Genomic DNA, 21,096 nt, shown 5'->3' on the forward strand with positions numbered 1-21,096 from the left:
ACATGTCGATTGTACGTTTATTGTTGAGACTGCTTAATTTTGCACGAGTGAGAATCAAACTAACAATCATCTAACATTACAAACAAACACTTCCAATAACCTGAAAATCAGCAGTAGTATTAAAAGTAGTACAAATCAAAACTATATTTTATCAAAATAGTTAATATTATATTTATAATAACATAGTTAATTAATTATAAGATTTTTATCAAGCGCTCTCTTTAAGCAACCATAGATCGGCTAATTCAGATGAACTTAGTTACATAATCTACATTAGAATATTAATTTTTATATTTTTTTGCTTATTGAATATTTTATTCTAATTAAACCCCAATAGTTATGTACAGCTATAGAGAATGATAAAGGATATTTACGAACTGTTATATTATAACACTTTATGTTTTTTATGATATTATAACCACATATCAATACTTATCATTATTTTATTGGAATACTAGCATGAAAAAATTACCAGTTACCGTACTGTCAGGCTTTCTTGGCTCAGGCAAAACCACACTACTAAGTCATATCTTAAATAATAGTAATGGTCTCAAAATAGCTATGATTGTAAATGACATGAGTGAAATCAATATTGATGCTGAACTAATAAAAAGTCACGACTCTCATGTCTCAAGAACAGAAGCAAAAATGGTTGAAATGACTAATGGGTGCATATGCTGTACTTTGCGTGAAGATTTACTAACTGAAGTTGAGAAATTAGCAAAATCAGAAAAGTATGACTACTTAATTATTGAGAGTACTGGTATTTCTGAACCACTTCCAGTAGCTACAACCTTTGAGTTTAGAGATGAAGATGGCAAAAGCCTTGCTGATGTTGCATATATTGACACGATGGTCACAGTAGTTGATACAGCTAATTTTATGAACCATTATAGCTCATCTGAATATCTGAAAGATACAAGCGAAAGTCTTGGAGAAGAAGATGACAGAGCTATTGTTGACCTGATGGTTGAACAGATAGAATTTGCAAATGTCATCATTTTAAACAAGGTAGATGAATGCTCAAAAACTGATAAAGAAACAGTTAAGTCTATTGTAAAAGGCTTAAACGTTGATGCTGAGATTATAGAAACTAACTTCTCTAAAGTTGATATCAATAAGGTTGTTAATACTAGAAAATTTAACTTAGAAGAAGCTGAAAATCATCCTTTGTGGAGTAAAGAATTATATAGTTTTAAAGAACATATCCCTGAAACAGAGGAATATGGTATTAAGTCATTTGTTTATCATTCCATAAACCCTTTTAACCCTGAAAAACTAATGAACTTTTTTAATAATGTTGAGTGGCCAGGAATTGTTAGAGCAAAAGGTTTTTTTTGGATATCAACAAGACCAGACTATGTTGGAGAAATGTCTCAAGCAGGAGCTTTAGTTAGACATCAAGGCATGGGAATGTGGTGGGCAAGTATCGATGAAGATCAATGGCCTGACACTCCAGAATTTCAACAAATGGTAAAAGACAGATGGAATGAAATAAGTGGAGACAGAAGACAAGAAATTGTTTTCATAGGCTTAAAAGATGAAATGGATGAAAAGCAGATTAGATCAGCTCTTGATGAATGTTTAATAAATGATTACTGGAATAATCCTGATAAATACTCAAACATATCAGACCCATTCCCTAATTGGTTTGTTGAAAACAATGAGGAATAAAAATGAATAATTTTGACGTAGTAGTTTTATTAATAATTTTATTTGTTACAGCTATATCTGGTATATACCCTTTTATTAAAAAAGCAGCAAATCCTATAGGCTTTAATTTTCCAATAGGAGATGCCCTAGCAAATGGTGTATTTCTAGGTGCTGGCCTAATTCATATGTTAAGCGACTCTGCAAGTGACTTTGAGGATTTAAAAGTAAGTTATCCATTCCCATTTCTAATAGCTGGGGTAACTATTCTACTTTTCTTATTATTAGAACATGTTGGAGGAACACTATCTAAAAGTAATAAAGGTAACTTATCATTTATGGCAATCATGGCAACAATTATGCTATCAATCCATAGCTTTTTTGAAGGTGCTGCCTTAGGCATATCTGAGCTAAGTGTGGCTTTTGTACTATTTATTGCAATTATTGCACATAAGTGGGCAGCTAGCTTTGCATTAGCAATAAATATTAATAAGACAAATTTGAAATTCATAGTAAGACTCATGCTTTTCTCAACATTTGTGATAATGACTCCTCTAGGAATAATATTTGGCCAAGCAGCTCATAACTATGTTTCAAATCCTTTTGTTGAACCTACATTTACAGCTATAGCAGCCGGTACATTTATTTATATGGGTACACTACATGGTTTAGACAAATCTGTATTAATCAAAGATTGTTGTAATACTAAGCAATATACATTTGTAATTATTGGCTTTGCTATCATGGCTATAGTTGCTATTTGGACTTAGGTTTTTTATATCTTCCTTACTCTAAGCTCAGAACATGTTTCAGTAGAATGAGTGATTAAACTAACAATCATCCAACTTTACAAACAAACACTTCCAATAATCTAAAAATCAGCAGTAGTATTAAAAGTCGTACAAATCAATGTGAGTTTCAGTAGAACTTTATGAGACTACATAAACTGTAACTTAACGAAAACTTTGATATATAAAGGTTTGAAGAATCGTTATGAGACCTTATGAAACCATTGTTTGGTGCCGAAGGTGGGAATCGAACCCACACTCTGTTGCCAGAACCGGATTTTGAATCCGGCGCGTCTACCAATTCCACCACTTCGGCATATTTTGAACTTTATAATAATTGATAATTAAATTTCAGTCAATTATTAAAGCTTTTATTATAGATTTTCAGGCCAATTATCTATAGATGTACCTAAAGATAATCCAAGCTCTGTTAATTTATCTTTTATCTCATTTAATGATTTTTTACCAAAATTAGGAGCTTTTAAAAGTTCTGTTTCAGTTTTTTGAACTAACTCACCAATAAATCTTATATTAACAGCTTTTAAACAGTTAGAAGATCTAGCTGTCAAGCTAAGCTCTTCAACATGCTTCAATAACATAGGATCTAAATCTTTTGTTGGATCTTCAACAAAAATACTTTGATTAATATTCTCAACGTCAACAACACCAGAAAGTTGGTTTTGTATTTTTGTAGCAGCCTGTCTAACAGCTTCTTCAGGAGAAACAACACCATTTGTTTTCACATCTAAATGCAGTCTATCTAAATCTGTTCTTCTTCCAACACGAGCATCTGTTACATCAAAGTCACAAAAGACTACAGGAGAAAAAGTTCCATCTAGAAGAAATTCTCCATCTTTAAAATTTTCTTCAGTTGCTTTATAACCTGTACCTTTTTCAACTTTAGCTACTATACTAAGCTTTTTGCTTCCAAGATAATTACAGACAAATACTTCTTTATTTAAAAGCTCAACTCCTTCAGAAGTTTCAGCTTCTCCAGAAAGAACTTCTCTCTCATCACCACTTATTGAAAAGCTAATTGTGCCACTGTCTACATCGTTTAAAGTAACAGCTAAAGCTTTCAAGTTTAATATAATATCAGCAACACACTCTTCACAAGGAATTGTATCTTCGTAAGAAGTAACTTTACCATCATTTATTTTTATAGCAGTTATGCAAGCACCTTCTGAAGCGTATAACATAGTTTGCTTAAGAGCATATCCTAATGTATAACCAAACCCCCTCTCCAAAGCTTCAAATGAAAACTTTGTTGAATTCTCTTGATAACTATCTATAACGATATTTGTAGGGTGTAATAAATTCTCTAGAACCATCATTTAACCTAATTTTATATTTTTATATTGACAAAAATAACACTATGCCGTGAATTATAGCATAATAAAACTTTTTTTTAACATAGTTAATTTGAATCAGAACTTTTTATCTTCTTAATACTATCTAACTTACTCTTTATTTTAAGCTCAAAACCGTTCACTGAAGGCTGATAAAACTCTCCATTAATATTATCCGGAAAATATTCTTGCTTAACAAAAGAGTTAGGGTAATCATGCGGATAAAGATAATTACTATCTTTATAGTTTTTTAAATGTTTTGGTACTTCTATATTACGTGATGACTTAACCATGCTTAAAGCATCACTATAAGCCTTATAGCTAGCGTTACTCTTAGGAGCCACTGCTAGATATATTGCTGCTTGAGCTAATACCAGCCTACCTTCTGGCAAGCCTAATTTTTCATATGCATTCCAAGCATCAATTGCTATTCTTATAGCTTGTGGATCAGCATTTCCAATATCTTCAGATGCAATACAAAGCATTCTCCTTGCCACTACCAAAGGATCAACCCCATTATCTAGCATCAAAGCCAACCAAAATATAGCCGCATCCGGATCTGTACCTCTTATTGACTTATGAAACGCTGAAAGTTGTTCATAGAATTCTTTTCCCTCTCTATGAAAATCACGTACTACATCGCCAATAGCTATATCAAATAACTTTTTATCAAAAACAATCTCATTTTTTTTATCGGAAAGTAAATACATTCTCTCAATAAGATTAATAATCTTGCGACAGTCACCATCACTAAAATTATAAAAAGAATTATATAAATCTTCTTGTATGCTTACTTTTTTAGAAGACAACTCATCATCTTTCTTTAAAACTTGATCTATTAACTCTCTAACCTCATCTTTCTTTAGCGGATAAAGCCTTACTATCAAAAGTCGAGAAACTAAAGCATCATTTAAATAATAAGTTGGATTTTCTGTAGTAGCTCCAATAAGGATTATTTTACCACTTTCTATGTATGGTAAAAGCAGATCTTGTTGAGACTTATTAAACCTATGAATCTCATCCAAGAATAAAACAAAACTATCTAACTTTTCATTTTCTGAAATCAGCTTTCTTACTTCTTTTACTCCAGAATCAACTGCTGACAACTCAAAAAAAGCTAGCTGTTTACTTTTTGCGATTATTCTTGCTAATGTAGTCTTACCTGTACCGGGCTTCCCACATAAAACTAAAGAAAAAATGCCATCACTATTAAGCATTTTTGTAAGAATCCCATTAGGAGATAAAAGATGTTTCTGCCCTACTATTTCATTTATTGAAGTCGGTCTAATCCGCGCTGATAAAGGTATATAGTTTTTCATGAAACCTTTTTAAATTTTTTCTTAACAATCTCATAAAGAACTCCTTCCCTAACAGCTCCTTTTGATCTTTCCATAGAAACTATTCCTAATGAATCAAAAACAGCATACAAAATTGCAACACCACCAGCTATTACATTCACCCTATCTTCTCTCAAGCCATCAAAACTAATATTTTGAACTACCTCTTTTGCTATCATCTTAGTTATAAGGTCATTTAGAAACAGCTGGTTTACAGTATCTTGTTTATTCAATGTCGAATTTATTTTTATAACAGATTGTATAGTTCCAGAAGAACCAAGAGCAACGTCCCAGCCTATAGATTTATATTTTTTAACGATCGGCTCTATAAGCTTCTTTGTTTCTTCAACTGCTTTAAAGAAATTATCGAATGTTAATTTCCCTTCACTAAAAAAGTCATTCTGCACGCCTACACAACCAACATCAAGACTTCTTGACGCCAGTATTGAATCTCCTCTACCAATCACTATCTCAGTAGATCCACCACCTATATCAACTATAAGTGTTTTATTTGTGGTTATAACATTATCTAAAGCTTGTCTAGCTCCCACATACACAAGCCTAGCTTCTTCTTTTCCAGATATTATTCTTATCTTAGTTCCTAAAGCCTTACTCAGTTTTTTCTTAAAAACTCGAATATTCCTTCTAGCTTTTCGTAAAGTATATGTACCTACAGCCTCTACATACTCAACTTGATAGTTTCTAATCTCTCTAGAAAAAGACTCTAGGCATGCTATAGCTCTAGCTTGAGTTTCATCATCTATAGTTAAGTCTTTACTTAGCCCTGCTCTTAACTGTATTTTTTCTTTTTGTTTATAAATAGTGTTTACTTCACCACTATCAGAAATTTCACAAATAAGCATATGAAAACTGTTAGAGCCAAGATCAACTGTAGCTATTCGCTTAGACATTTTTTAATTTTTAAATCACGAATATAATTTAAGTAACAATGATATTACAAAAAAGTAGCTTAAAATAGCTAAAAAATTTTATTTTAAAACATTTTTATTGTAATATGACCTTAAAGTTAGATGCTAAAAGTGTTCAGTCGACTTGCATTTGATAATGAACTGAACAATCAAACTTATATATAAAAAACTTTATTTCTAAAATTTTAAAAATATATACCAAAGAATTATAAAATAAGGAAAATTAAAATATGTCAAAATGTGTAGATATTTCTGATGATCAATTCATAAGTGAAGTTATTGAAAGCAAAACTCCTGTGTTATTAGACTTTTGGGCTCCTTGGTGTGGACCATGCAAAATGATTGCTCCAATATTAGATCAAGTTGCTGCTCATTATGGTGATAAAGTAAAAATCTGCAAACTTAACATAGATGAGAATGAAGAAACTGCTATGAAGTTTGGCGTTCGTGGAGTGCCAACTTTAATGCTTTTTAAAAATGGGGAAAATGCTGAAACAAAAGTAGGCGTTGTTCAAAAAACTCAATTAATCGCTATGATCGATAAGTATCTATAGTCTTTCATCAAATATTTTCTACTACTAGAGAACAAGCAATGAATCTTAATGAATTAAAGTACAAGTCTGTTAACGAACTTATGGAAATTGCTCAAGGTCTTGATCTTGAATCACTTAGAGCAAGAAAACAAGAATTAATATTTTCTATACTTAAGCACTATGCTGATAATGGTGAAGATATCTACGGTGAAGGTATATTAGAAGTCTTACAAGATGGCTATGGATTTCTTAGATCATCTGATAGTTCATACTTTGCTAGCCCCGATGATATTTATGTCTCACCTGCTTTTATCAGAAAATTAAACTTAAGAACTGGTGACAGCATTGTTGGTAAAATTCGCCCTCCAAGAGATAGTGAAAAATATTTCGCAGTTAAACACATTGATAGCGTTAACTTTGATTCTCCAGAACAAGCTAGAAAGAAAATTTTATTTGAAAACCTAACTCCTGAATATGCTAAAGAAAGATTAAAGATGGAAATAGGTAATGGCTCTAGTGAAGACATCACTGCACGAGTTATAGACTTAGCAGCACCTTTTGGTAAAGGTCAACGTGGACTTATTGTTGCTCCACCAAAGACTGGTAAAACTATTATGATGCAAAATATTGCAACATCAATTGCTAAAAACCATCCTGAATGTAACTTAATCATGCTACTTATCGATGAGCGTCCAGAGGAAGTTACAGAGATGCAACGTTCAGTACGTGGTGAAGTTGTAGCATCAACATTTGATGAACCCGCAGCTAGACACGTTCAGTTGGCAGAGATCGTAATTGAAAAAGCAAAAAGACTAGTTGAGCATAAACAAGATGTTGTTATTCTGCTAGACTCAATCACAAGATTAGCTCGTGCATACAATACTGTATCACCTGCTTCTGGTAGAGTACTTTCTGGTGGTGTGGAAGCAAATGCTTTACAAAAACCAAAAAGATTCTTTGGTGCGGCAAGAAATACTGCTGAAGGTGGTAGTTTAACAATCATTGCTACAGCCCTTGTTGAAACTGGCTCTAAAATGGATGAGGTTATCTTTGAGGAGTTCAAAGGTACTGGTAACATGGAACTTCATCTTGATCGTAAAATTGCTGAACGTCGTGTTTATCCTGCTATTAGCTTTGATAGATCTGGTACTCGTAGAGAAGAGTTACTTACAACTCAAGATGAATTACAAAAACTTTGGATTCTACGTAAGATTCTTGGTGGCATGGAAGATGTGCAAGCTATGGAATTCTTAACAGAAAAAATGAAATCTTCTTTAACTAATGAAGAATTTTTTGAAATCATGAAAAGAGGCGCTATCTAAAATAAAATGAAATCTTTTAAAGATCTAAGAGAATTTATTACATATCTTGAAGAGAATAATCATCTAAAGAAAATATCTCAAAAAATATCTCCCTTCTTAGAAATGACTGAAATCTCAGATCGTGTCCTAAGAAGCAAAGGTCCCGCCTTACTATTTACAAATCCTGATCATCGCTCAAACATTCCTGTATTGACAAACCTTTTTGGAACTCCTGAAAGAATTGCTATTGCTTTAGGCTTGGATAGTGTTGATGAATTAAAGGAGCTTGGGGAGCTTTTAGCATATCTAAAAGAACCTGAACCACCTAAAGGCTTTAAAGATGCTATAGATAAATTCCCTATCTTCAAACAAGTTCTCAACATGTCTCCGAAAGTAGTAAAGAATCCAGTTTGCCAAGAGGTTGTGATTGATAAAGATAATATAAATCTTCATAGTCTCCCAATTCAAGTTTGCTGGCCTAAGGATGTTGCTCCGCTAATAACATGGGGACTAGTTATAACTAACAGCTTAAGAAAGGAAAGACTAAACCTAGGTATATACAGACTTCAACTTTTAGGTAAAAATAAACTTATCATGAGATGGTTACATCATCGTGGCGGAGCCCTAGATTATCAAGCATGGTGTAAAAATCATGGAGATAAGCCCTTTCCTGTAGCTGTAGCTATTGGTGCTGACCCAGCAACTACTTTAGCTGCGGTAACACCTATTCCAGATACTTTATCTGAATATGCTTTTGCGGGACTATTAAAAAAACAAAAGGCAGAAGTTGCAAATGCTCTTACTAGCGACCTACTAGTACCTGCTAATACAGAAATAGTGCTAGAAGGATTCATATATCCTAATGAAACCGCACCTGAAGGTCCTTATGGTGATCATACAGGATACTATAACGAAGTTGAGGAATTTCCTGTTTTTACAGTTGAAAAAATAACTCACCGTAAAAATCCTATTTATCATAGCACATACACAGGTAGACCTCCTGATGAACCTGCTATATTAGGCGTATCATTTAATGAAATTTTTACTCCAATTATTCGTAAACAATTCTCTGAGATTATAGATTTCTATCTACCTCCGGAAGGTTGCTCTTACCGTATGGCTATTGTTAGTATTAAAAAACAATATCCTGGACATGCAAAACGAGTCATGATGGGAGTTTGGTCATATTTGCGTCAATTTATGTACACTAAATTTGTTATCATCGTAGATGATGATATAAATGTACGTAGCTGGGAAGATGTTATATGGGCTATAACCACACGCATGGATCCAACCCGTGACACTACTCTAATCGATAACACTCCTATAGATTATTTAGATTTTGCTTCTCCAATATCTGGCTTAGGCTCAAAAATGGGACTAGATGCAACAAATAAAATGCCAGGAGAAACTTCTAGAGAGTGGGGAGAAAAAATCGAAATGTCTGAAGAAGTTAAAAAGAAAATCGATGAAATCTGGGAAAGCCTAAAACTCAACTAAAGTATAATAGAGATTTAATAATGAAAACAAATTCAAATAAGCACTTTATCTCTATATTTTTATTGCTTCTTCTTGGTACTATTTGGGGATCTGGCTACACTATTGCTAGATTTTGTATGACTCACGGAGTTCATCCACTTGGATATAGCTTTTGGCAATCATTAGGACCAATGATTGCTTTATTAGTTATAGTAATTGTGGCAAAAATTCCTTTTTCTATTAAGCCTAAATACATTCACTACTATTTAGCCTGTGGAATACTAGGAATTGTCATTCCAAATACTATTATGTATTTTTGTGCTCAACATATTCCTTCTGGCTTATTAACTGTATTAATTAATACTGTGCCAATTATAATTTTCCCACTAAGCATTTTATTTTATTTAGAAAAATTTGATTTAAAGAGATTTATCCTTGTGCTAATTGGTTTTATCGGAATTTTATTTACTATACTAAGTAATTTAAATCTTCCAGAGATAAATAACATCCCTTGGACAATTATTGCTTTAGTAGCACCTTTCTCATTTGCTTTATGTGCTGTATGGATTGCTGCATTTAGACCATTACCTAGTAATTTTCTAAGCCTCTCTTTAGGAATGCTTACAACATCAACTATTATACTTATACCTATTACATTAAGTTTAGGCCACTTTCACCCTATTAGTTTTCCATTAAATATAAACGACTGGTTAATCTTATTAGAAATAATATTATCAAGTATTGGCTATGTGATTCTTTTTATATTAATCAAAATTGCAGGACCTATCTACTATTCGCTAGTAGGTGGAGTTGCTTCTGCAATAGGATTGATGTGGGGAAGAATATTCTATGATGAAAACTTAAACACAAACTCATGGATAGGTGTTAGTTTAATATTAATCACCATAATATCTTTAACGATACTATTAAAAAGAAAATATAAAGTTGAATAAAACTTAAAAAGAATTTGAAAGATTATTTTATTTGAGGATCTAGCTCACCAGTCTCATATCTTTGAAACATTTTTTCTAAAGAAATTGGTTTAATTTTAGATGCTTGACCTGCTGAACCAAATGCAATATATCTAGCTTCGCATATTTCACTCATCGCTTTTTTAGATACTGCAAGATATTTTCTTGGATCAAACTCTGCTGGGTTTTCTGCTAAAAACCTTCTTATAGCACCTGTTGCCGCCATTCTTAAATCAGTGTCTATATTAACTTTTCTTACACCATACTTAATTGCTTCAACAATCTCTTCAACTGGTACACCATAAGTTTCACCCATATTCCCACCATAAGTGTTAATAACTTCTAACCAATCTTGAGGAACAGATGAAGAACCATGCATTACTAAATGAGTGTTTGGAATTCTTGCATGAATTTCTTTTACTCTTTTAATTGATAAAACATCTCCAGTAGGTGGCTTAGTAAACTTATAAGCGCCATGACTTGTTCCTATAGCAATAGCTAAAGCATCTACTTTAGTTTTTCTTACAAAGTCAGCTGCTTCTTCAGGGTCAGTTAAAAGTTGTTCTTTAGATAAAGTTCCTTCAGCGCCAATTCCATCTTCCTCACCCGCTTGTCCAGTTTCTAAAGAACCTAAACAACCAAGTTCCCCTTCAACTGACACTCCACAAGCATGGGCCATTTCTGCTGCTCTTTTTGTTACTTCAACATTATATTCATAGCTAGCCGGAGTTTTTCCATCACTCATTAGAGATCCGTCCATCATCACAGATGAAAATCCTAATTGAATAGATCTTTGACAAACATCAGGAGATGTACCGTGATCTTGGTGCATACATACCGGAATATGTGGATACTCTTCCACTGCTGCCTCAATCAAATGCTTAATAAAAGGTGCACCAGCATATTTTCTCGCACCAGCTGAACCTTGTAAAATCACTGGTGAATTAACTTTATCAGCTGCTTCCATAACTGCTCTAACCTGCTCAAGGTTATTCACATTAAACGCAGGTATTCCGTAATTGTTCTCTGCAGCATGATCTAGCAACTGCCTTAATGAAACTAAAGCCATCTTACTCTCCTTTAATATTTTATTTAACGTGTCCAGCTATTATTACTTTAATTTTGTTAGTGCTTCCATGCACTCCCATACTATCACCACTTGTTAATACTACAGGATCTCCATCTGCTATCAAATTTCTTTTTTCAAGTTCCATGCAAGCACATCTGTTAACGTATAGTTTAGACATTCTTGTGGAATCAAAAAATATTGGAATAACTCCTCTATACAAAGTCATTGCTCCAAGAGTCGGTGCATTTCTTGAAAGTGCATAAATTGGTAAGTCAGAGTTCAACCTAGACATCCATCTTGAAGTATTTCCACCTTCAGTTAAAACTAACAAAGCTTTAGCTGAAATATCATTTGCAATATGTACAGCCGATACAGAAACTGCATGATCAATACGATTATATTCTGCCACCCTATTCTTCTTAACAATATGTGTCCACTGACTATGTTCAGCAGCATCACAAATCCTTGCCATAGATTCTACAGTTTCAACAGGGTATTGACCTGCCGCTGTCTCTGCAGAAAGCATTACTGCATCAGTTCCATCAAAAACAGCATTTGCAACGTCAGAAGCTTCGGCTCTTGTTGGTGATGAGTTCTCTATCATAGACTCCATCATTTGAGTTGCTGTAATAGATGCTTTTTCATTCTGCCTTGCTTTACTAATAATCATTTTTTGTATAGCAGGTACATTTTCATCACCTATTTCCACAGCAAGATCGCCTCTAGCAACCATTACTAAATCTGTAGCTTGAATAATACCTTTAAGGTTCTCTTTTTCTACAGCTTCAGCTCTTTCAATTTTTGCTACTAATGCAGGTTTCCATCCAGCATCATTAATAAGCTGTCTAGCATATCTAATATCATCACCATCTCTAACAAATGAAACAGCTAGAAAATCTACTTGAAGCATAGCTGCAAGTTTAATATCTTCCTTATCTTTATCAGTCAAAGCGGGTGCTGTTAATCCACCACCCTTTTTATTGATACCTTTATTATTTGAAACTTTTCCACCGATAACTACTTTACAATGAACTTTTTTATTCTCAACTGTAGTTACTTCTAAAACAATTTTTCCATCATCAACAAGCAATATATCTTTTGGTTGAACGTCATCAACTAATTCTTTATAGTCTATTGAAACGGCTTTTTCATCACCCTCATTAACTCCTAAATTAGCATCTAAAGTAAAAGTCTGTCCTTTTTTTATAATCACAGAACCATCTTTAAACTTAGACAATCTAATTTTAGGCCCTTGCAAATCTCCTAAAATACCAACGTAAGTATCTAGTTCTTTTGCTAATTCTCTAACTAGTTCAACTCGTTTTCTATGCTCCTCTGGTGTACCATGAGAAAAGTTACATCTCACTGCATTAACACCAGCCTCTATCATAGCCTTGAGAACTTCTCTTGACTCACTCGCCGGACCCAAAGTCGCTAATATTTTAGTTCGTCTCATACTAGAAAACCTCTTTTGTTATAAAACTACTTAAACCTTTCTTTAAGTATTTCTACTGCTGGTAATTTCTTACCTTCTAAAAATTCTAAGAAAGCTCCTCCTGCTGTAGATATATAAGAGATTTTATCTTTTATATCAAACTTCTCTATAGCAGCTATAGTATCTCCCCCACCTGCAACAGAAAAAGCATCAGATTCAGCTATAGCTAAAGATAAAGCTTTTGTTCCTTCTTCAAAGTTAGGGAACTCGAAAACCCCCAAAGGTCCATTCCACAAAATAGTTTTAGATGAGTTTACTATCTTTGTTATTATTGCTTCAGACTTAGGTCCAATATCCAAAATCATTTCATCTTCTTTTACTTCAGAAACATCTTTTATTGTTGCTTTTGCTGACTCACTAAACTCTTTTGCCACTCTAACATCTACTGGAACAGGAATCTTAACACCTAGCTTTTTAGCTTCTTCTAAAATACCCCTAGCTTCTTCAACAAGTTCTTCTTCATACAAAGACTTACCTACACTATAACCTTCTGCCTTTATAAAAGTATTAGCAATACCTCCACCTACAATTAAAGTCTCAACTTTATTTAATAGGTTATGTAACACTGATAGTTTAGTTGAAACTTTTGAGCCACCAACTATAGCAGTCATAGGCTTTTTAGGAGATTTTAATGCCAGCTCTAAAGCTTTGATCTCAGCATCTAAAAGAAGTCCCGCACAAGCAACCTTAACATATTTTGCAATACCATAAGTAGAAGCTTCAGCCCTATGTGCTGTAGCAAATGCATCCATAACAAACACATCACCTAATGCTGCCATTTTTTTAGAAAGAGTTTCATCACATTTCTTTTCACCTTTATTAAAGCGAACATTATCACAAAGAACTATTTCACCTTCATTTATAGAAATCCCATCTAACCAATTCTTTTCGAACCTTACTGGCTTTTTGATAATTTCTTCTAATGCTTTAGCAACTGGCTCTAAAGAAAATTCTGGATTATATTCACTTTCAGCTGGTCTTCCTAAATGTGATAAAAGAATAACTGAACCACCTTTCTTTAGAATATACTCAACTGTTGGAATAGCAGCTTCAATTCTGACTTTACTAGTTACTTTGCCATCTTTAACTGGGACATTAAAATCAACTCTTACAACAACTTTCTTATTTTTTAAATCAACATCTTTCACACTTAAAAAGTCCATTTCAGACCTCCTTTTTTTATAGAGATGCTAGTCTTTCAGCTACTTTCACCATTTGTTCAGTATAAGACATTTCGTTGTCATACCATGCCACAACTTTAACTAATGACTTATCTCCTAATGGAGTAACCTTAGTCTGAGTCGCATCAAATAAAGAACCATACGTAATACCAATAACATCTGAAGAAACTATCTCATCTTCAGTATAACCAAAAGAATCACTAGAAGAAGCTTTCATTGCAGCATTAATCTCTTCAGCAGAAACTTTTTTAGAAACAACAGCCACTAGCTCTGTTAGTGAACCAGTTGCCACTGGAACACGTTGAGCAGCACCATCTAATTTCCCAGCAAGATCAGGAATTACAAGGCCAATAGCTTTAGCTGCTCCAGTAGAGTTTGGTACGATATTTACTGCTGCAGCACGAGCGCGACGTAAATCATTTTTACGATGTGGTCCATCTAAAGTATTTTGATCGCCAGTATATGCATGAATAGTCGTCATGAAGCCTTTTTCTATAGTAGCAAACTCATGTAGTACTTTAGCCATCGGTGCCAAACAGTTTGTAGTGCATGAAGCAGCTGAAACTATAGTATCTTCAGCTTTTAAAATATTATCATTTACGCCATATACTACTGTTGGAAGATCATTGCCTGCTGGAGCAGAAATCACAACCTTTCTAGCACCTGCATCAACATGAACCTGAGACTTAGCTTTTGAAACATACGCTCCAGTACATTCTAATACAACATCTATACCTAACTCTTTCCATGGTAAACTAGTTGCATCACGATCACCAAAAATTTTTATTCTTTTATTATTAACTATAAGAGTATTTTCTTCTATAGAAACCATATCAGCCTTAGAATATCTTCCTTGTGTAGAATCATACTTCAACAAATGAGCCATCATTTCGACTGGTGCTATACCATTTATAGCAACAATTTCCACTCCTTCTTTATCAAACATCTGACGAAAAGCTAAACGCCCTATTCTACCAAATCCATTTATCGCTATTCTCATTCGATTATTCTCCTTTATATATATTTAGCAATGATTTTTACTAAATTATCTACTGTAAAGCCAAAATACTTCATTAACTCTTCTGCTGGAGCAGACTCTCCAAAAGAAGCCATCCCTTTCACCTCTCCTCCAGCCTTAGGCATATACTTATACCAAAGATCTGCTTGTGCCAACTCAACAAAAACTGCTGGAATATCATCTCTTATCACAGATTTTTTATACTCGTCTGACTGCTCTTCAAAAACTTCTAAACATGGTATTGAAGCAACATTAATAGATACTCCTTTCTTTTCATATCCTTTTGCCACATTAATCGCTAGTTCAACCTCAGATCCTGTAGCCACTATAGTCAGTTTAGCATCACTAGCTTCTTTTGCTAAATATCCTCCAAGATAGGCTTTCTTTGCCTTAGCTTCATTATCAACAACGTTAGTAAGATTTTGTCTAGATAAAACCATTACACTTGGAACAGCTTTAGTTTTTAAAGCGCTATGCCAAGCAATCATAGTTTCAACAACATCTGCTGGTCTCCATACATTTAAATTAGGAATCAATCTTAGACTAGGAATATGTTCAACTGGCTGATGTGTAGGACCATCTTCTCCTAAACCAATAGAATCATGTGACATGACATAAACAACTGGTTGTTTCATTAAAGCACTCATTCTCATCGCATTTCTGGCATAATCACTAAAAACCAAGAAAGTTCCACCATATGGTCTGATACCACCATAAAGACTTAATCCATTCATTATAGCTGCCATACCAAACTCTCTAACACCATAAGATAAATAGTTAGCACCCTTATCTGTATTATTTAACCATACAGAACCACTCCAGTTAGTATTGTTTGATCCTGTCAAATCAGCTGAGCCACCAAACATTTCTGGTAATTCCTGACAAAGAACTTCTAAAGACATTTGCGATGCTTTTCTAGTAGCAACTTTTTTATCAAAATTTATATGCGCATTAATATATTCTTCAACTTTCTGAGTTAAATCACTCGTCAAATCTCTTGATAAAACCCTATTTAATTCATTAAACTTTTTAATATTATTATCTTTATATGCTTTAAACTTAACATTCCAATCAGATTCTAACTTATTTCCTTTTTCACAAGAATTCCAATAATTATATACTTCCGTAGGAATCTCAAAAGCTGGATACTCCCAGCCAAGTTTTTCTGCCACAACATCTCTTTCTTCTTTATTTAATGGAGAGCCATGAACTGATGCAGTTCCTGCTTTAGTTGGAGATCCATAACCTATAGTAGTTTTACAGCAAATAAGAGTTGGTTTAGATTTTTCTGCTTGAGCCTTAATTATAGCTTTTTCTATATCTTCCCTATTGTGGCCATCTACAGAATCTATAACTTGCCAACCATATGCTTTAAATCTTTCTGGCGTATTATCTGTAAACCATTTCTCTGTATTGCCATCAATAGATATTGAGTTATCATCCCAAAAAGCTATAAGCTTGCCTAAGCCTAATGTCCCAGCTAAAGAACAAGCCTCATGAGAAACTCCTTCCATCAAACACCCATCACCAAGAAATACATAAGTATAATGATCTATAATACTATCATCTTTGGCATTAAATTTATCTGCTAACAACTTCTCTCCCAAAGCCATTCCCACAGCATTAGCAACACCTTGTCCTAATGGGCCAGTTGTTGTTTCAACACCAGGAGTGTAACCATACTCTGGATGTCCTGGAGTTTTTGAATGAAGCTGTCTAAAGTTTTTCAAGTCATCTATCGATAAATCATACCCTGATAAATGTAATAAAGAATATAAAAGCATAGATCCATGGCCATTAGATAAAATAAATCTATCTCTATTAATCCAATTAGGATTTGCTGGATTATGGTTTAAAAACTTCTTCCATAGCACTGTAGCTATATCAGCCATCCCCATAGGCATACCTGGATGACCTGAATTTGCTTTTGAAACCGAATCTATTGATAAAAACCTTATTGCGTCTACTGATTTTTGCTCTAAAGAAACTGACATGTTTGACTACCTATAAATAATAAATGAATAAAAACAAAAAACTTAATGTGCAAAATAATACAGCACTAACTTTAATAAAACAAGAAACTAAGCTAGAATTACAGCACTCTAAAAAGCTTATAAAAACGGCTAAAATGGATAAAAAATATAAGATTAACTATCATATTTTTGCAAAGCAAAAAAGAGAGCTAGAATTACAAATAACCTTAAATGATCTTACAAAATTAAATGAATGTATTAATTCAGGAAGCTACACCTTTAATTGCAACTTTTTTTTCTTTGAAGAAAATTCTACCCCTACTATTAAGTATAACTTTACGGGAATTATTAATCTTATTTGCCAAATAACATTAGAAATATTCCCCTTTGAAATATCTGCTCAAAACACATTAGCTATTACTAATGATGATAGATTTTTAAAAAATGACCTATATGAGCCTTTTATTTGTGAAACAGACATTCTTGACTTAAGAGATATAATTAAAGAAGAAGTTATTTTAGCTATACCTCTAGTTCCTAAAAAAGACTCTAGCACTTGTAAAATGTCAAAAAAACCTTCATACTATAGCGAACAAGAAGATCTTTCAGAAAAAAGGGAAAATCCTTTTGATATTCTAAAAGAATTAAAGAAGCGATAAGATCTCTATCTATTTAAAAAATATTTATATTAAAAATCGGAGGATTTTAAAATGGCTGTACAACAGGTTAAAAAAAGCAGATCAAGAAGGGATATGAGAAGGTCTCATGATTCACTAAAATCTAGTACTTTATCTACTGATAAAGCTACTGGAGAATTACACTTAAGACATCATGTTTCTCCTAATGGCTTTTACAAAGGTAAAAAAGTTGTAAATACCAAGTCAGAAGACTAATATTAATTAAAACCTTAATTTTATTTAGTAGATAACTAGGAAGAGATATAACTTATGGGCTACAAAATATCAATTGATGCCATGGGCGGCGACAACGGACTTAATACGACAATACCTGCTGTATTAGAAGCAGTAAAAAAAGATCAAAATCTTAGCGTCGTCTTGGTTGGAGATCATCATAAGGTTAAACGAGCTCTAGATAGATACTCTAAAGCTAAAAGAATTAAACTCCCTATCTTACAAAGAATAGCTATCCACCATGCTAGCGAAACTGTTGGAATGGATGAATCGCCTTCTTTAGCTGTTAGAAAAAAGAAAGACTCTTCAATGAGGGTCGCTGTCAATCTAGTTAAAGACAGATCCGTTGATGCTTGCGTAAGTGCTGGAAATACTGGTGCTTTAATGGCTATATCTAAATTTGTTTTAAAAACAATAAATGGAGTAGATCGTCCAGCCATAGTATATGCTTTGCCAGCTTACAATAAAAAAACAAAAAAAATTAGTCGTACATACATGCTTGATCTAGGTGCTAACGTAGTTTGCTCTTCTGAACAGCTATTCCAGTTTGCGATAATGGGCTCAATATTAGCTGCTAGTTCAAAAGCAATTGCTGATCCTCGAGTATCTCTTTTAAACATAGGTGAAGAAGAGATGAAAGGCCTAGATAACATAAAAAATGCATCAAAATTATTACAAGCCTGTGATTTCATAAACTACAACGGTTATATTGAGGGTAATCATTTATTTGATGATGAAACAGATGTAATTGTATGTGATGGTTTTGTAGGCAATGTTTCATTAAAAACAATGGAAGGCTCTCTAAAACTTGTAGAATCCTTAATAAGAAAAGTTGTTAATGATAGCTCTATATTTGTAAAACTATCAATGCTTACTTCTATGCCTATATTTAGAAAAATAAAGAAAGGCCTTAACTTAGATAGCTTCAATGGAGCTTCCCTACTTGGCTTAACAGGAATAGTTGTAAAAAGCCACGGCGGAGCCACTGCCAATGCTTTTGAGACAGCTATTTATGAAGCTGTAAAAGAAATAAAATTCAACATTCCTAAAACAATTCAAGATTCTCTAGAAAAAGTTCTTTAATATTAAAATTAGTGTATAATTATTTTCTAAGGTTTCATTCAACCTTTTTTAAGCTAAAAATAGGATACTTAAAATGTTTGCACAAATACTTGGCACAGGAAGCTATTTACCTAAAAAAATACTCTCGAACGAAGATATTAGTAAATTTGTTGATACATCTGATGAATGGATTAAACAAAGAGTTGGAATTGAAAATCGCCATTGTGCAGATGAAAAAGAAACAACTACTTTCATGGCAACTGAAGCAGCAAAAGAAGCTTTAAAGGCCTCCAATATTTCTGCGCAAGACATAGATGCTATTATAGTTGCCACAAGTACGGCAGATCATATTATGCCATCAACTGCCTCTATGGTTCAAACTCAATTAGAGATTAATAATTTCAAAATAAGATGTTTTGATGTAAGCGCAGCTTGTAGTGGTTTCGTATATGCTTTAGATATTGCAAAACAATATATCGAAAATAATATTGCCAAAAATATTTTAGTTATTGGATCAGAAAGAATGACTAGAGTCTTAGATTGGTCTGATAGATCAACTTGTGTTCTTTTTGGTGATGGGGCTGGCGCCGTTGTTGTGTCAGCAAGTAGTGAAAAAAAGATACTTTCATCTTTACTTTTTACAGATGGCTCTTGTGTAGAAATGCTAAAAGTAGGAAGCAACCTACCTAAAGAACGAGGAGCTCCTTTTACTGCAGATGCACATCTATTTATGGAAGGAAATAAGGTTTTTAAATCAGCTGTTTCAAGACTTTCTTCACTAGCTGATGAATTAATTAATGATGCCGGCATAGAAGCAAAAGATATTGATTGGTTAGTACCTCACCAAGCAAACTATAGGATATTGAATGCTACGGCAAATAAAATCAACATGCCGATGTCTAAGGTAATAACCACATTAAAAGACCATGGTAACACTTCCGCCGCATCTATACCTTTAGCGCTAGATTTTGCAATTAAAAACAACTTCATTAAACCAGGCGACACAATAATCTCTGAGGCATTTGGTGCCGGATTCGTTTGGGGTGGCTTCATTGCTAAAATATAATTATCTTGATATAAATTTCTTTAAACAATATTTATAAAAGGAGTAAAACTATGTCTCAAAAAATTGCTATTGTATTTCCTGGACAAGGTTCGCAAAAAATAGGAATGTTACAAGATTATTACAATCATTTTCCTACTTTTAAATCTATTTTAGATGAAGCAAAAGAATACTTAGGTTATGATCTTTGGAACATAATTCAAAATGATGAGCAAAAATTAGGACAAACAGAGTACACTCAACCAGCCCTATTAGCTACAAGCTATGCCATTTTTAAAGTTTTAAAAGAAGAAAAGCCAGATTTAAATATCGAATACTTTGCTGGGCATAGCCTTGGCGAATACACAGCACTATTAGCTGCAGAGTGTATTTCATATAAAGATGCTTTACAGCTTGTTTCAAAACGTGGGCAGTTTATGCAAAATGCTGTTACAGATAAAGACTGTTCTATGAGTGCTATTTTAGGCTTATCAAATGAAGATGTTATAGCGTGCTGCAAAGAAGCATCAAGCATAGGAACTGTTGAAGCAGCAAATTTTAACTCAACAGGTCAAGTAGTTATCTCAGGAGAAACTATTGCTGTTGAAAAAGCTAATAGCTTAGCTAAAGAGAAAGGGGCAAAAAGAGCACAAATATTAGCCGTTAGCGTACCCTCTCACTGCTCTCTTATGAAAGATGCTGCCAACAAGTTTGAACAAGAGTTAAATAAAGTTAACTTTAAAAATCCTTCAGCAGCAATAATACAAAACGTTGATGCCAGCTCTCATTCAGATGTAAAAGAGATTAAAGCCTCTATTATTAAACAACTTTATAAGCCAGTATTATGGACTCAATCAATAGAAAAGTTAGTTGAGCTAGGAGTTAATGAAATAATAGAATGTGGTCCAAATAAGGTTTTATGTGGGCTAATTAAAAGAATTGATAAAAACTTAATAACCAAAGATACAAATACCGTAGATAGTTTATCTGAAATATAAATAATAAGGA

General features: G+C 33.4%; 19 protein-coding genes and 1 tRNA gene. 11 read left to right on the forward strand and 9 right to left on the reverse strand.

Annotated elements, in window-relative coordinates; all coding sequences use genetic code 11:
- Window positions 1-459 precede the first annotated feature (459 nt).
- Window positions 460-1,674, forward strand: coding sequence for a GTP-binding protein (locus DNK87_RS03060; protein WP_119330256.1), 1,215 nt, complete (start codon window positions 460-462; stop codon window positions 1,672-1,674).
- A gap of 2 nt (window positions 1,675-1,676) precedes the next feature.
- Window positions 1,677-2,420 (forward strand): ZIP family metal transporter, encoded by a 744-nt coding sequence (locus tag DNK87_RS03065; RefSeq protein WP_119330255.1) that lies wholly within the window; start codon window positions 1,677-1,679, stop codon window positions 2,418-2,420.
- Between the two features lie 247 nt (window positions 2,421-2,667).
- On the opposite strand, the gene DNK87_RS03070 is transcribed toward DNK87_RS03065, so the two are convergent.
- The 4 genes from DNK87_RS03070 to DNK87_RS03085 all read right to left on the reverse strand — a co-directional run bounded on the left by DNK87_RS03070 (window position 2,668) and on the right by DNK87_RS03085 (window position 6,035).
- Window positions 2,668-2,754 (reverse strand) — tRNA-Leu (locus DNK87_RS03070).
- Between the two features lie 58 nt (window positions 2,755-2,812).
- Entirely contained in the window at window positions 2,813-3,769 is a 957-nt protein-coding gene (locus tag DNK87_RS03075; RefSeq protein ID WP_119330254.1) for a DNA-directed RNA polymerase subunit alpha, read from the reverse strand.
- An 86-nt stretch (window positions 3,770-3,855) separates the two neighbouring features.
- Complete coding sequence (locus DNK87_RS03080; protein WP_119330253.1) at window positions 3,856-5,106, reverse strand: replication-associated recombination protein A; 1,251 nt, start codon at window positions 5,104-5,106, stop codon at window positions 3,856-3,858.
- Entirely contained in the window at window positions 5,103-6,035 is a 933-nt protein-coding gene (locus DNK87_RS03085) for a Ppx/GppA phosphatase family protein (protein ID WP_119330252.1), read from the reverse strand. Before DNK87_RS03085 ends, DNK87_RS03080 begins: the two co-directional genes overlap by 4 nt.
- 248 nt (window positions 6,036-6,283) lie before the next feature.
- Between DNK87_RS03085 and trxA the strand changes: the two genes are divergently transcribed.
- The 4 genes from trxA to DNK87_RS03105 are packed head-to-tail and all read left to right on the forward strand — an operon-like array spanning window position 6,284 to window position 10,319.
- Window positions 6,284-6,607, forward strand: a complete 324-nt coding sequence (gene trxA, locus DNK87_RS03090; protein ID WP_071663904.1) for a thioredoxin — start codon at window positions 6,284-6,286, stop codon at window positions 6,605-6,607.
- A gap of 38 nt (window positions 6,608-6,645) precedes the next feature.
- Window positions 6,646-7,908 carry a transcription termination factor Rho gene (rho, locus tag DNK87_RS03095; protein WP_071663903.1) on the forward strand — a complete coding sequence of 421 codons (1,263 nt, stop codon included), beginning with the start codon at window positions 6,646-6,648 and terminating at the stop codon, window positions 7,906-7,908.
- Window positions 7,909-7,914: 6 nt separating this feature from the next.
- On the forward strand, window positions 7,915-9,387 hold the full coding sequence (gene ubiD, locus DNK87_RS03100) for a 4-hydroxy-3-polyprenylbenzoate decarboxylase (RefSeq protein WP_119330251.1): 1,473 nt from the start codon (window positions 7,915-7,917) through the stop codon (window positions 9,385-9,387).
- A 20-nt stretch (window positions 9,388-9,407) separates the two neighbouring features.
- A complete protein-coding gene (locus tag DNK87_RS03105; protein WP_119330250.1) occupies window positions 9,408-10,319 on the forward strand; it encodes a DMT family transporter in 912 nt (303 codons plus the stop codon).
- Window positions 10,320-10,341: 22 nt separating this feature from the next.
- On the opposite strand, the gene fba is transcribed toward DNK87_RS03105, so the two are convergent.
- Genes fba through tkt form a run of 5 tightly spaced genes read right to left on the reverse strand, consistent with a single transcriptional unit; the run spans window position 10,342 to window position 17,094 of the window.
- Window positions 10,342-11,406 (reverse strand): class II fructose-bisphosphate aldolase, encoded by a 1,065-nt coding sequence (gene fba / locus DNK87_RS03110; protein WP_119330249.1) that lies wholly within the window; start codon window positions 11,404-11,406, stop codon window positions 10,342-10,344.
- A 19-nt stretch (window positions 11,407-11,425) separates the two neighbouring features.
- Window positions 11,426-12,862, reverse strand: a complete 1,437-nt coding sequence (gene pyk / locus DNK87_RS03115) for a pyruvate kinase (RefSeq protein ID WP_119330248.1) — start codon at window positions 12,860-12,862, stop codon at window positions 11,426-11,428.
- A gap of 26 nt (window positions 12,863-12,888) precedes the next feature.
- Window positions 12,889-14,064 carry a phosphoglycerate kinase gene (locus tag DNK87_RS03120; RefSeq protein ID WP_119330247.1) on the reverse strand — a complete coding sequence of 392 codons (1,176 nt, stop codon included), beginning with the start codon at window positions 14,062-14,064 and terminating at the stop codon, window positions 12,889-12,891.
- 16 nt (window positions 14,065-14,080) lie between these two features.
- Entirely contained in the window at window positions 14,081-15,082 is a 1,002-nt protein-coding gene (gene gap / locus DNK87_RS03125; protein ID WP_119330246.1) for a type I glyceraldehyde-3-phosphate dehydrogenase, read from the reverse strand.
- Window positions 15,083-15,096: 14 nt separating this feature from the next.
- Window positions 15,097-17,094, reverse strand: a complete 1,998-nt coding sequence (gene tkt / locus DNK87_RS03130; protein ID WP_119330245.1) for a transketolase — start codon at window positions 17,092-17,094, stop codon at window positions 15,097-15,099.
- Between the two features lie 134 nt (window positions 17,095-17,228).
- On the opposite strand from tkt, the gene DNK87_RS03135 reads away from it, so the two are divergent.
- The 5 genes from DNK87_RS03135 (at window position 17,229) to fabD (ending at window position 21,086) form a co-directional block, all read left to right on the forward strand.
- Window positions 17,229-17,732: a YceD family protein gene (locus DNK87_RS03135; RefSeq protein ID WP_119330828.1), complete on the forward strand. Its 504-nt coding sequence runs from the start codon at window positions 17,229-17,231 to the stop codon at window positions 17,730-17,732.
- A 51-nt stretch (window positions 17,733-17,783) separates the two neighbouring features.
- The gene (gene rpmF / locus DNK87_RS03140) at window positions 17,784-17,966 is read left to right on the forward strand and encodes a 50S ribosomal protein L32 (RefSeq protein WP_119330244.1); all 183 of its coding nucleotides are present in this window, start codon (window positions 17,784-17,786) and stop codon (window positions 17,964-17,966) included.
- A 54-nt stretch (window positions 17,967-18,020) separates the two neighbouring features.
- Window positions 18,021-19,067: a phosphate acyltransferase PlsX gene (plsX, locus tag DNK87_RS03145; RefSeq protein WP_119330243.1), complete on the forward strand. Its 1,047-nt coding sequence runs from the start codon at window positions 18,021-18,023 to the stop codon at window positions 19,065-19,067.
- A 73-nt stretch (window positions 19,068-19,140) separates the two neighbouring features.
- Window positions 19,141-20,112 carry a beta-ketoacyl-ACP synthase III gene (locus DNK87_RS03150; protein ID WP_119330242.1) on the forward strand — a complete coding sequence of 324 codons (972 nt, stop codon included), beginning with the start codon at window positions 19,141-19,143 and terminating at the stop codon, window positions 20,110-20,112.
- A gap of 50 nt (window positions 20,113-20,162) precedes the next feature.
- Complete coding sequence (gene fabD, locus DNK87_RS03155) at window positions 20,163-21,086, forward strand: ACP S-malonyltransferase (RefSeq protein WP_119330241.1); 924 nt, start codon at window positions 20,163-20,165, stop codon at window positions 21,084-21,086.
- Window positions 21,087-21,096: the final 10 nt, after the last annotated feature.

Source organism: Pseudofrancisella aestuarii, assembly GCF_003574475.2.
Lineage (GTDB): Bacteria > Pseudomonadota > Gammaproteobacteria > Francisellales > Francisellaceae > Francisella > Francisella aestuarii.